The sequence below is a fragment of the Myxococcales bacterium genome, assembly GCA_022184915.1.
Classification (GTDB): Bacteria; Myxococcota_A; Polyangia; order Fen-1088; family Fen-1088; genus JAGTJU01.
The window spans coordinates 270,730-283,084 of sequence record JAGTJU010000005.1 but is presented as its reverse complement, the minus strand read 5'-3'; the positions used below and the strand labels follow the sequence as shown (position 1 = coordinate 283,084).

The 12,355-nt window shown below is 65.2% G+C and carries 11 protein-coding genes; 3 read left to right on the top strand and 8 right to left on the bottom strand.

What is annotated here, in order from left to right; all coding sequences use genetic code 11:
• Positions 1-7: 7 nt before the first annotated feature.
• Positions 8-556, bottom strand: a complete 549-nt coding sequence (locus KA712_19680; GenBank protein MCG5055191.1) for a hypothetical protein — start codon at positions 554-556, stop codon at positions 8-10.
• A gap of 184 nt (positions 557-740) precedes the next feature.
• Between KA712_19680 and KA712_19675 the strand changes: the two genes are divergently transcribed.
• Entirely contained in the window at positions 741-2,057 is a 1,317-nt protein-coding gene (locus KA712_19675) for a hypothetical protein (GenBank protein MCG5055190.1), read from the top strand.
• A gap of 163 nt (positions 2,058-2,220) precedes the next feature.
• On the opposite strand, the gene KA712_19670 is transcribed toward KA712_19675, so the two are convergent.
• From KA712_19670 to KA712_19655, 4 genes are all read right to left on the bottom strand, one after another.
• Positions 2,221-3,663: a DUF1552 domain-containing protein gene (locus tag KA712_19670; GenBank protein MCG5055189.1), complete on the bottom strand. Its 1,443-nt coding sequence runs from the start codon at positions 3,661-3,663 to the stop codon at positions 2,221-2,223.
• A gap of 39 nt (positions 3,664-3,702) precedes the next feature.
• A complete protein-coding gene (locus KA712_19665) occupies positions 3,703-5,523 on the bottom strand; it encodes a DUF1592 domain-containing protein (GenBank protein ID MCG5055188.1) in 1,821 nt (606 codons plus the stop codon).
• Positions 5,524-5,761: 238 nt separating this feature from the next.
• Complete coding sequence (locus KA712_19660; protein ID MCG5055187.1) at positions 5,762-6,148, bottom strand: hypothetical protein; 387 nt, start codon at positions 6,146-6,148, stop codon at positions 5,762-5,764.
• Positions 6,148-6,669, bottom strand: coding sequence for a hypothetical protein (locus KA712_19655; GenBank protein MCG5055186.1), 522 nt, complete (start codon positions 6,667-6,669; stop codon positions 6,148-6,150). The genes KA712_19660 and KA712_19655 overlap by 1 nt, the downstream gene beginning before the upstream one ends.
• Before the next feature lie 74 nt (positions 6,670-6,743).
• Here KA712_19655 and dnaJ point away from each other — a divergent pair, with 74 nt between their 5' ends.
• On the top strand, positions 6,744-7,898 hold the full coding sequence (gene dnaJ / locus KA712_19650) for a molecular chaperone DnaJ (GenBank protein ID MCG5055185.1): 1,155 nt from the start codon (positions 6,744-6,746) through the stop codon (positions 7,896-7,898).
• Positions 7,899-7,946: 48 nt separating this feature from the next.
• On the opposite strand, the gene KA712_19645 is transcribed toward dnaJ, so the two are convergent.
• Entirely contained in the window at positions 7,947-8,864 is a 918-nt protein-coding gene (locus KA712_19645; protein MCG5055184.1) for a hypothetical protein, read from the bottom strand.
• A gap of 109 nt (positions 8,865-8,973) precedes the next feature.
• Here KA712_19645 and KA712_19640 point away from each other — a divergent pair, with 109 nt between their 5' ends.
• The gene (locus KA712_19640; protein ID MCG5055183.1) at positions 8,974-9,888 is read left to right on the top strand and encodes a rhodanese-related sulfurtransferase; all 915 of its coding nucleotides are present in this window, start codon (positions 8,974-8,976) and stop codon (positions 9,886-9,888) included.
• 20 nt (positions 9,889-9,908) lie between these two features.
• On the opposite strand, the gene KA712_19635 is transcribed toward KA712_19640, so the two are convergent.
• Together KA712_19635 and KA712_19630 are read right to left on the bottom strand one after the other, a co-directional pair.
• Positions 9,909-10,886 carry an RluA family pseudouridine synthase gene (locus KA712_19635; GenBank protein MCG5055182.1) on the bottom strand — a complete coding sequence of 326 codons (978 nt, stop codon included), beginning with the start codon at positions 10,884-10,886 and terminating at the stop codon, positions 9,909-9,911.
• A gap of 14 nt (positions 10,887-10,900) precedes the next feature.
• Entirely contained in the window at positions 10,901-12,175 is a 1,275-nt protein-coding gene (locus KA712_19630; protein MCG5055181.1) for a PQQ-dependent sugar dehydrogenase, read from the bottom strand.
• Between the last annotated feature and the right edge of the window lie 180 nt (positions 12,176-12,355).

Genomic DNA, 12,355 nt, shown 5'->3' with positions numbered 1-12,355 from the left:
GTGGGGCTCAGTGCCACAGCGCCAGGCTGAGTCCCCCGGCGTCGGCTTGCCCCCAAGGCGCTACACCCAGCAGGAAGGGGGCGTCCAAGCCCAGCTTGGCGCGCAGCGCCCGGTTGTTGCGGTGCACGTTGAGGGGCGCACTCGCCAGTCCGAAAAGACGGCTCCCGCCAAGGAAGATCCAGCCCTGCACGACGTAGAAGGTCTTCGTGGGACAGTTTGCCCCGCCCCCATTGAACACCTCGCAGGTCAGGCCGTACCCATCGGCCAAGAAAAAAGCGCCGATGAGGAGGCCGGTCCAGGTGAGAAGGGCCTCTTCGGTTTCGCCCGCATAGGCGTTGCCGAGTCCCGGCGCCAGCACCTCGAGGCCGAGCGCCCACCCCACGCTCTTGCGCTTGGCTTCGTACTCTTCCTGCGCTGCCAACAGGGCGCGTGCTTCGGGACTGCCTCCCAGGGGCACCTGCGCCTCGGCAGGCGCCTCGGAGAGCCCAAGAGCGAGCATCAAGACGGCGATTGCGAGACGCCAGCGTCTTCCGAAACGCGAAGGGGGTATACGCATGCGGGGCAGCAGCCTAGCAGGCACGCTGCCCCGGTTTTTCGCGGCGCGCCGGTGGCGCAAGTCTTTGCGTATCCTCAGTGGATCTCGAGAAGAAAGTCGACCGCCGGGAGGACGGGGGTCGTCATTTTTCAAAGGAGACGCAACTGCGTTTCCACCAACTCCGGTAACCTACAGGGACCCTCCAATGAAGTCAGCTATCTCGAGCACCTCGTCGTTATTCTTCCTCGTTACCGTCGGGGTCACCGTCGCGCCTGTGGGGTGTACGGACCAACGAACCCAGACGACGGTGGGAGCGGACGGAGGCGGCGACCCGAACGCTGCCGGCGAGGACGCGGGAGCCGGCGCGGGGGGCGAAAACGGCAGTGAAGCCGGAGTGGGGGACGCACCTGTCTTGGGAAACGGGGGGACTGGAAACGTGCCGCCGCAAACGTGTCCACTCGACCAGCAGATCTGCAACGCCACCGGAACAGCCGTGGTGAAGTGCAACGGGACGGACTACAGCACCGTGGTCAGCGACTGCGCAAAGGTGACTCCCGCTAACGCGGACACACTGTGTTCGGCGTCCAGCTGCGGATACAAGTGCAAGCCAGGTTTTCTGGAGTGCGGCGACGGTACCTGTAGGCTCGAATGCCCCGGCGTCACGATCATCCGTAAGATTTTCCCCCGCGACACGAACACAGACGGGCGAGTCATCGTGGGCTTCGAGCGCCAGTGGGCCGTAAGGTGGGACCAGAGCACAGGGACCGTGACAACCCTGAGGGTGGGCTCCAGCGATAACTCTCACGCCGCACGCGTGTCGCCCGACGGGACCTTGGTTGCGGGATGGACCAGCCTGGACTCCGGGGACCAACCCCTTGCCCTTTGGTCGGGTTTCATCGGCAGCGCATTCAGCGGAGAAACTGGGACCTTCGAGCCCGTCGGGCTCGAGGGAGATGCAGGGACGCACGTCTACAGAGTCGACCGGCTTAGCGGGCTGGTAGAGCGCTGCAGTGTCTCCAGCAGGAGCTGCGTCGCTCTGGAAGGAGTGAGTACCTCGCGCCCCACTCGGTTCGAAGGCGTTTCGGTGGATGGCAGCGTGTACGCCTGGTCCTATTCCGATGACAGCAACTCATGCTCCCAGACCAACAAAGGAAAACCGCCCGCGCCGCAGAGCGGCGCCTGTCTTCAAGGGTCCATCCTGAGCGGGAACGGCAAGTACCTCTTTGGTTACACGGACGCTGGAACCTTCCGGTGGAGAATCGGAGCGGACACGCTAGAGGTGCTCGAAGGCATGGAACCCGTTGTGGATACAAGCGATGACGGAACGGTAGCCGTCTCGTACGGCGGCGTGTGGAAAGAAGGAAAAGGCGTGACAAAGTTCGAGGCGCTGCGCGATAGCCTCACGATGGCAACGATAGAAAGCATGTCCGGGCTGCTGGTTTCGAGAGACGGGCGCGTGGTTGTCGGCTCGGGCGCCGATTCATCTTTTGATGAAGTCACGTGGCGGATCGTACTACCTTAGGCCCGACAAGACCCAGGAACTCCGCCCGCCCTCCCGTACTAGGGTCGGGAGAGTTTTTCAGTTCCCTTCACGAGTAACCCCGCTGGCTGCGCCGCCCCCGTAGAGGAGGAGCGTACGCCGATGCGGGGCTACAGACTGAAGGTCATCCCGGCGCGCCTGCCGGCTAGGTCAGTACGCCCGTGGCCAGACCTTTGCGCTCCTTGGCCAGGCCAAAGTCGCTCGGGTCGTTAATGCCAATACCCTTGAGCAGGGTCTCGTAAAAGTCGACGTACGTCACCTTTGGGCTGTTCTCAGTCAGAAGAACGTTGGTCTTTACCTTGCCTCCCGCCGGCGAGACCAGATGGAAAGTGTTCTCCGTCGCGTGCGCCGAGTTCGAGTGGTTGTCGAGCTCCGTGGTGAGAATGACGAGCTGGTTTTCCCAGAAGGTCTTCCCGTTGGCCTGCGGATAGCTCTTGTCGTCCAGTGCTTTGACGAAGGTCACCATCTGACGGCACAGGAAATTGATGTGCTCGTCCAGCTCTCTGGCAAAGCTGTTTCCTTTCGGATCCCAGGCGTGCCAGTAGTCGTGGCCGTTTTTTCCATGGTCTACGGAGCGCTGTTGGCCGTTGTACTGCATCGTGCCTTTAAAGATGATGCGTTCGGCTGAGCCGCTTGCCATCAAGTTGCCGAAGCGGAAGATGTCGCAGTGCAAACCCATGGCGTAGAGGTCTACGAGCTTCTTCCAGTACGCCTCGATGAGGTCGGGGCTGACGGGAGGCACGCCGTTTTTGTTGGGATCGGGGAGCTGACCCTCGTTGGTCGAGGCGGGCACCTTGCAGCTGGCCGAGCCGCCCGACGTCCCACCCGTAGGGGTGGTGGGATTCATGGCGTCTTGCATCTGCTGGTCGAGGCCGGGTAGGGTCTTCTCCACTTCGTAGATGCGGTCGAGGTGGGAGCGAATGCGCTCACGGCTGGTGGCGCCTAGGTTGCCGGCTTCAGAAGTGAAGTGCTTGTAGTCGTCGATGACGGCGTCGAGCACGCTGCGCTTCAGGTTGGGGCCCGACGAGGGGGGCGGAGGGGTGACAGGGTCGGTGCCAGGCTTGCCCGGCGGCGTGAAGCCGACGAAGAGACGTTGGAAAATCGCCGCCAACGAGCGCGGCGGGTTGTTGTCCATCGTGTCGCCGTTGAGATCGAAGCTGTGCTGGTACTTGTACGACTCGTCTGTACGCCAGTAGATCCCAGCCGACAGATTCTTCAAGCGGGTGGGCACGTTGCCGGAAGGGTACTTTTTGTGGCGCACGTACTGCTCCACGGAAGGTCCCGACTTGGGCTTACCCCGCAAACTCGATTCCGTGGCCGGCCCGTGGAAGGAAGCCTTCAGGCTTACCCGTGCGTGAATGGCAGAGCGCGCGGCGATTTCGCTCAAGGGCGCCACACGACCGGAAAGACCTCCGTTGAAGGCCTTTACGGGGATGCCGTTGCCGAAGAAGTAAGTGATGCAAGCCGGAGAGACGTCAGCCGCGAAGGCGGTGCTGGAGTGCATCTCCTCGAGGAAAGGCAGCGCGATGGCTGCTCCCCCCATCCCGCGAAGCATCGTGCGCCGGCTCAGTACATGACGGTATTTCATTGTCGTTGTCCTCGAATGGCTGGGCTGATGGGGGCGGGTTTAGGGTGCCTGGAGGGTCTTGAAACCCTGGTTCGTGGGATGCAGCGCGATCGTGCGGAACAGATCCTTGAACGAGGCGTCAGGCTTTGCCATCGATTCCCGAATTGAGTTGACCAAACAGCTCTGGGCATCGTCGTCATTGATGTGAATCGCCTGCCCCGACAGGAAGTGCAACGCATTCGCCGCAAGGCAAGCCCGGGTCAGGGGCAGCTCGGCGAAGGTCTTCGCGAACTCCTCCGTGGTTGAGAACGAGCGCTCTTCGGGGTCGACGTGGGGAAGGAACTTTCCGTCCGTCCGAAGTTCGTTCCCGAAGCGGTCCTTGTCACGCCGGCGCCCCAGGCTGTCGTAGGGCTCGAGGGCGTAGGCCAGCGGGTCGAATTGGTTGTGGCAGCCGCGGCAGGTGCCCGTGCGCGCCTCGGCAACGAAGCGCTGGGACTTCGAATCGCCCAGCATGGCGTTCGCCGTGATCTGGTCGCCGAGGGCGTCGCGCAGCTCCTGCGTGAGTTCCGGCGGCTCCGTGCACAGGAAGCGCTTCAGAATGTACTGGCCGCGGAACACGATGCCCGGTTCCGTGGTGTGCACACCGGATGGGCCCAGGAACGCAGCCTGGGTGAAGATGCCGTTCCGGTTCGGATCGTTCGCCAGGTCGTAGCGGGTCATGCCCTGCTTGGGATTGTCAAACCCGTAGATGGTCGCCATCTCCTTGTCGGCGAAGGCGAATTTGGCCGTGTAGAAGTCCTGCAGGGGAAGCCCCTCGTCCCAGAAGGCGTTGATGAATGCCTTGGTTTCCTCCACCATCGAGAGACCGAGCTCGGGCTTGTAATCGGGGTACATCACCTCGTCGTAGATGAACTTTCCAGCTTCCTCGAGCACCAGCCAATCGGAGGCGTAGCGCGAGAAGATCTGCTTTGCGCGGTTGTCGTTGAGCAGGCGCTCGACCTGGGCTTCACGCTCACCGGTGTCCGTCAGCTTGCCTTCGCGGGCTTTGTCCATGAGCTCGTCGTCGGGCGACGTGCCCCACAGGGCAAACGACAGCCGGCTGGCGATTTGGTAGTCGTCGAGGCCCCGGTACGAACCATCACCCACCTCTGGCTCGAGGCGGTAGAGGAAGCTCGCCGAGCCCAACATGGCCTGCAGCACGGCCTGGGTCGCTTCGCCAAACGAGGCCTTTTGCTTCACAGCCTCAGCCATGATCTTTCGGTAGCGGGCGACCTGGTCTTCGGTGACGGGGCGGCGGAAAAGACGCAGTCCGAGTCCTTCGATGAAGGCCTTTTCGCAGTCGGCGCCGAAGCTGTTGCACTTACCGAACTTCTGCGCGAAGGCGGCGCGGTCTTGAATTTTGGCGGTGACCTTTTCGCCGAAGGTGACGCTCGACTTCGTGAACTCGAAGTTGGGGATCAGCTCCCTGACATCCGTGGAGAAGCCCGTGATGGTCTCCTTGTCGAAGCCCGCGGTCTCTTGGGTGAATTCGACCCCCAAAATGTCGCGTACGGAGTTGAGAATTTCGTTCTGCGTAAGCCGGCGGGCCGTGGGCGGAAGCGGTTCGACGGATTCACAACCGGAAGGCGGTTCGATGATGGGCGGTGACGCCCCCCCCGTGTTGCCCCCCGGATTCGAGCCGCCGCGTCCCCCGGATTGTCCGGAGCCCCCGTTGCCATCGCCATCGCCGTCCCCATCGCCATCCCCGTCGTCCTGGTCAGCCGAGGAGTCGACGGAGCCGGAGCAGCCGGAGACCGGCAGGGCCAACGAGACCAGGAGGCCGGCCGAGAGGAAGAGGAGGCGGTTGCCGTGCCGCTGAACGGACGAAACTGACAAGTCCATGAGGGTAGTCTCCACAATTCGGCCGAGGGGGCGCATTGAAAGGCCTCAACCGACTTTTTGCAGTCACGAGACCGAAACGGGCAGGTGCCCCCATCGGCCGAAGGAACGTAACAACTATGATGACGCGTTCGGGGGGCGCTGGCCGCCGGATCTTGCGGTTCCCAGTCGACGTCAGCGCATTCAGTCCATGCGGGTCAGGCAACGACCCGTGGGGGCATCCAGGGGAGGAACGGTCTCGTCAGACTTCGCCGGCCTGTACGGGCAACCCGGCCGCCCGCCAGGCCCGCATGCCGCCCGCCATCGAGACGACCCGCCGATAGCCCATTTTCTGGAGGTTGTCCGCGGCGAGGGCCGAGCGATAGCCTCCCCCGCAATACAGCACGATCTCCGCGTTTTTGTCCGGAATGACGGTTTCGATGTCGCGCTCGAGGATGCCTCGGCCGAGGTGCTGGGCGCCCGCGGCCCGGTCGACCGCGAACTCGTGATCTTCGCGCACGTCCAGCAGCCAAAACGACTCACGGGCCTCCTGGCGGCGCCTGACCTCCTCGACGGAGCACTCCCGGATCCCCACCTTGATGCTCTCGACGAGGGCCTCGAATCCGGGGTTATGCTGCTTTGCGGCCATCAGGCGTCGGTCTCCGCGTCGGTCGAAGCATCGGGGGCCGTAGGCATGTCGAGAACAGGTGCGTCAACGGCGGCGTCGGCGCTCTGCGCACCGGCATCTTGGGGCAGAGCATCCGCCGGGGTTGGCTTGATGCCGGCATCCGGCGGCGGGACGGCGTCCGGATCGCTTTCGCAGCGGGAGGCAGGCACACACGCCCTCGATTTTCCGAAGCTCTCCCGAATGATCGTCCCGGCGCAGCAGACGTCGCCCGCTTGAGAACAATCGGCCGAAGTCGCGCAGGCAACCCGACAGGTGTAGGCCTTGACGCCGTTGCCCACGGTATATGTGGAAATACACACGAGGTCGGAGCGAGAGCGGTCGCACTCGAAGTAGGGGTTTTCATCCTCGCTGGTGCTGCAGATCTGGCCCTCGAAGGACTTCGAGCGCACCTCGGAGCAGCTACTGGCCACGAAAACGCTGGACGCTGCCAGGATCAGCGTCGCGAGGCCCGACGAAGGGCGGGGTGTCACCAAGCGCGTCATGTCGGGCAAGTATCCCTTTCGGGGCTCTGCCCCACAAGCCCAAACGAGGGGCACCCGGAGCCGCCCGGCATTTCATGCGCCGGCCGCGATTGACAGTCCCCTTCGCGGTGCTTACGGTGTCCCCGCCCGTGAGCGTAAAACGCGATTACTACGAGGTGCTCGGCGTCAGCCGCGACGCCGACGGAACCCTCATCAAAAAGGCCTACCGCAAGCTGGCGGTCGAGCTGCACCCTGACCGCAACCCAGGCAATGCCGAAGCCGAGGAGCGGTTCAAGGAAGCCTCCGAGGCTTACCAGGTGCTCTGCGACGCCGAAAAGCGGGCGCTCTATGACCGGTACGGCCACGAAGGCCCTCGCAGCTCTGGTTTTTCGGGCTTCTCTGACGTTTCGGACGTGTTCTCGGCCTTCGGTGACATCTTCGGCGACCTTTTTGGTGGAGGTGGCGGCGGCGGGCGCCGCCGGGGGGCGTCCCGCGGGGCAGACCTCGAAACGCAGGTGGAACTGACCCTGCTCGAAGCGGCGGCCGGCGTGGAAAAAGAGGTCACCGTGGACCGCCACACCCGCTGTGGCACCTGTGAGGGCTCAGGGGCCGCCAAGGGCTCGAGCCCCGAGCGGTGCGGCACGTGCCGGGGTTCGGGCCAAGTGGTCCATCAGCAGGGATTTTTGATGATCCAGTCGACCTGCCCCACGTGTCGGGGGCAGGGCAGCCTCATCAAAACCCCCTGCGAGGTGTGCAAGGGCAGCGGCCTCGAGACCCGCAGCGAGACCCTGAGCGTTTCCATCCCTGCAGGCGTGGATGACGGCTCGACGTTGCGCCTTTCCGGGCGGGGCGAGGAGTCGGCGCGGGGCGGGCAGGCGGGCAACCTCTACATTCACATCCACGTCAAGGCGGATCCGCGCTTCCAGAGGGACGGCGCCCACCTGCATACGCAGCTCGAGGTCTCGTTTCCCCAGGCCACCCTGGGCGCCACGCTGGTCGTGCCCACTCTCGAGGGCGAAACCGACCTGGAGCTCCCTGCCGGCACACAGCCCGGTGAGGTGATCGTGATGCGAGGCAAGGGCCTTCCCAGTTTGCGGGGCGGGGGCCGCGGGGACCTGGCGGTGCACGTCAGGGTGATCGTACCTACGAAGCTGAGCAAAGAGGAAGAGCAGCACCTGCGTGCCTACGCGGAGTCCGCGGGCGACAAAGTGAAAGAGAAGCAAGGCCTCTTCGGGCGACGGAAGAAGTAGCGACCGAGGGGGAAGGGCGCCCCTTCCCGCGCGCCCGTTGGGGGCGCGTCAGTTGTTATAGGTCTGAAGATCCTCCCAGCGCGACCGCTCAGACGGGAGGCGCTCATCCTGATCCTTGGGGGTCTCCCGGTTGGTTTCGTTCTGCGACATCAACTCGAAGAGAAAGTCGTGTAGCGCACGGGTGGGCCCGTGATCGAGATCGGCTTGGCTCACGATCCTGAGCCGCCGCGAGAGCCGCTCGTCGGGCGGGCCGCTGTTGAGCGCCAGCCGGTCGGGGTCGGTGCCTTTGCGCTCATCAGCCGCCACGGCGCGCAGCCCGCGGCACAAGTCGCAAGGGTTGGCTTCGTTCGAGAGCCCACACAGCCGTTCGAAGAGCAGCTCGAGGTTCGTGCGGGCGTTTTGCAGGTAGCGTGTCAGCGAGTCCGTGTTGAGCCGCTGCACGGCGGCGGCCTCGTCGAGGGAAAGCCCGAGCACGTCCACCAACACGATGGCGAACTGCTCTTCCATGGGCAGTGAACGGCCGATGGCCGTAAAGCAGAACGCGACGTGTGAGCGCACGTCGAAGCTGAACCCGTCTTCACCGAAGATGGCGGCCACGTCGGCCGTGGTCTCCGTTTTGGCACAGTAGGCCTCGAGCTCGAGTTGGGCGGCCGGGCGAAAGCGGCGGGCCAAGGCCAAAAAGGCGCCCGCTTTTTCGATGGCGAGGCCCTGGAGCCAGTCCGAAAACCGCGCGCCGGGGGGCAGTTCCTCGAGCCGGGTGAAGGCGTCGAGCAGGGCGTCTTGAAGGATGTCCTCGAGATCTTTGGGGTGTCCCACCAAGGCGCGGATGGTGGCCCGCACGCCGCTTTGGTGGGCTTGCAAGAGCAGGGACAGGGCGTGGCGATCCTGGTTCCGGGCGCGGTGGAGCAGCTCGGCTTCCTCGGAGGCGGAAAGGGGACCCGTGGGCAACGTGGGGTGGCGGGACATGCGGCCCCGCAACGATGACAGACGCAGCCTGTAAGGGCCAATTTTCGGGGCCTTCACCCGGGGCGCCGTTGGCCCCGCTGGCCGCCTTCGGCTATGGTGCCCCCCCACGATGTCCCCGATCGTCGTCGCCGCGTTCTACAAGTTCGTTCCCTTGCAAGATCTCGAGGGCCTGCAGAGCTCCCTCGACGCTCTTTGCATGGCCGAGGGGCTCCGCGGCATCATCCTGATAGCTCCCGAGGGCATCAACGGCACGGTGGCGGGAACGCGCGCGGGCATCGACGCTTTGCTGGGCCATCTGCGCAGCGGGCCTGCGTTCGCCGATCTTCTCCCCAAGGAGTCTGCCTGCGAGCGCATGCCCTTTCACCGCATGAAGGTGCGGCTGAAAAAGGAAATCGTCACGCTGGGTGTGCCAGAGGTGTCGCCGCGCGAGCGGGTGGGGACCTATGTGCCGCCCGCACGATGGAACGACCTGCTCGCCGATCCCGAGGTGTTGTTGGTGGACACCCGGAACGTCTACGAAACGCGGCTTGGGACCTTCGAGGGCGCGGTGGATCCGGGCATCCAGAACTTCAGCGACTTTCCCGCCTGGGTGCGCCAAAACCTGGATCCAGCCCGTCACCGCAAGGTGGCCATGTTCTGCACCGGAGGCATCCGCTGCGAAAAGGCCACGTCGTTCATGTTGCAAGAAGGCTTCGAGAGCGTCTTTCACCTCGAGGGCGGCATCCTCAAGTACCTCGAAGAGGTGCCCAAAGAGACCTCGCGGTGGCGGGGTGATTGCTTCGTCTTCGATCAGCGGGTCGCCCTGGATCACGGACTTGCGCCGGGTGATCACACGTTGTGCTTTGGCTGCCAAAATCCGATCACGCCGGCTGACCGGCAGTCGCCGCTCTTCGAGGCGGGTGTGTGCTGCCCGTACTGCCACGCGCAGGTGAGCGCCGAGACGCGGGCGGGACGGCGCGAGCGCGCGCGGCAGATGGAGCTGGCCCGGGCGCGAGGGGCCGCGCACATCGGGGACGACGCCTGAACGGAGGGGCCCAGCCGGCTTCAGGCGCCTTCGGCCCAGGGGGGGGCCACGTCCTCGAAGCTAAGCGGCGCATCGGTATGGGGATGCCGGAACGCGAGCTTGAAGGCGTGCAAGCATAAGGGGAACTGGCCGCTCGTGAAGGCGTCCGTGCCCGCGTAGGCGGCGTCACCCACGATCGGAAATCCCAGGGCGGCGAGGTGCACCCGAATCTGGTTCGTGCGTCCGGAGCTTGGTTTTGCCCTCAGCAGGCAGCGGGCGTTGGCGACGTCGGGGCGTAGCCGCTCGAAGAGGGTCAGGGCGTCGTGGCCCGCATCGGGGCCCTCCGGAACCACCTCGCGTTTGCCGGCGCCCTGGGGCGCGCTCGAAAGGGGCAAGGTGCACGCCAGGCGATCCCATGGGGGCAGTCCTTCCACCAAAGCGAGATAGTCCTTCTCCACCGTGCGGCTCTCGAATTGGCGCCCCAAGTGATGGGCCGCTTGGCGCGTGCGGGCCAGGACCATGAGCCCCGCGGTGTCTGCATCCAGGCGGTGCACGGGTTTGACGCTCTCGGAAAAGGCGTGCGCAAAGAGCGCGGTCAAGGTATTGCGCCGAAAGCGGCCACAGGGGTGAACTGGCAGGGGGGCGGGTTTGTGAACGACAAAGATGTGCGGGTCTTCGTAAAGGAAGCGTACGGCCGTGGCCACATCGGGTTCGGTCTCGCGGGGGATCGTGTGGATCAATCGGTTGCCCGCTCGTACGGTGACGTTGAGGTCCCGTACGCGTTGGCCTTCGAGACAAAGAGAGCCCGCCTCCGCGCGGGCGCGCCAGTCGTCGCAAGCGACGTGCGGGTGGGCGCGGGACAAAAACGCGGCGAGCGTGAGCTTGTCGAAGCGCCCCGCCACCGTCATCACGCGAGGGTTGTCTTCCGGGGTGCGGCCCGGCAGCGGGTCAGATCGAAGCGAAAAGGCGCGTGTGCGGGCCTCGCACGAAGCGCTCGGCCGGGAGGGCGCGGGAAACATACGGGACTGTATCCTCAGCGCGGGTCGATGCGGTACACGTTGCCGACGAGATCGAGCGCGTAGAGTTCGCCGTCTTTGTCTTCGCCGAAGCCCGTGAGCCCTTGAAGCCGTGTGCTGGTGGTGACGAGCTCGCTCGTGTGATCGTGCGGGCAGGTGAGCGCCCCGTCTTTCACGACGAAGGAGCGGATCTCGTTGCGCACGTGATCCCCGTAGAAGTAGCGACCACTCAGCTGTCCTATCGCCTTGCCGCGGTACACGTAACCTCCGATGACGGCGCGGGCGCACCCCTCGGCGTCGTCGATGGCGCCCAGGCAGGCGAAACCCTTCATCTGCCAGGATGACGCCGCCACTTGCCAGCCCGGCCCGTCGTGCGGGTACTCGAGGATCGGCAGCTCGTCGCGCTCCGTCCAGGCCACCGCCGTGTAGTAGGGCATCGGGTGGCGGCCTTCCATCCCTGTTTGGACCTGGTGCGGGCCTTCCACCTTGCTCTTGTCGAAGCCCCACCCGAAGTTCAGGTTCGTTTTGCCCGGGGGCACGAAGTTGACCTCCTCGTAGCTCGCGTCGCCCACGTCGCCGAAGTAAAGATCGCCGGTGACGCGGTCGAAGCTGCCGCGGAACGGGTTGCGGGTGCCGTTCGCCCACACTTGGGGCTTGGCGTTGTCGCGGGTCATGTTGCCGGGCACGCGCCGAGCCACGTCATCCACATCGATGCGGAGGATCTTCGAGCGCAGGTCCGTGAGGTCCCACGAACGTTTGCCGCGTTGGTCGCCCCCGCCGCCATCGCCCGTGGCGGCGTAAAGAAAGCCATCGGGGCCGAACGCGAGCATGCCACCGATGTGGTGGTCGTCTCCGTGGGGGATCACCAGAAGGGGCGTGAGGCCCGCCTTCGCTTTCGTGGGATCTTCGGAACGCTGTCCTTCGGCGATCACGATGTCGCCCTGTGCGCCCTCGGAAAAGGGGTCTTTCGAGCGGCGGGTGTAGAACACGAAGAAGCGCCCGTTGTCGGCGTAGGCAGGGTGAAGCGCCAGGTTCTGAAGGCCGCGTTCGGTGTTCGCGTCGTCGAAGGCCTCGGTGTCCACGGATGACTGCAGGTCCATGAAGGTGCCTGCGGGCATCCCGTTCTTCACGACGCGTATGCGTCCAGCGCGCTCGGCGACCAGGAGAAAATCGTCGGCGCCGCCCTGGGTGAGCGCCATCGGGCTGTCGAGCTGGGCGATGCGGGTCAGCTTGAGGTTGGGGGGGGCGCACGTGGCGGGCGAAGCGGGCGACGGCCCTCCTCCGCCGGCCATGCCTGGCGCGCCCCCCGTTCACCGTGCCGCCCGTGCCGGCGGTCCCCGTGGCGCCGCCCGCGCCGGCGGTGCCGGTGGCGCCGCCTGCGCCGGGGGTCCCTGTGGCGCCGCCCGCCCCACCGGCCCCGGCGTTGCGGGTTCCCCCGTTGCCGCCGCGGCCGGGGGCCTCCGTATCCGGAG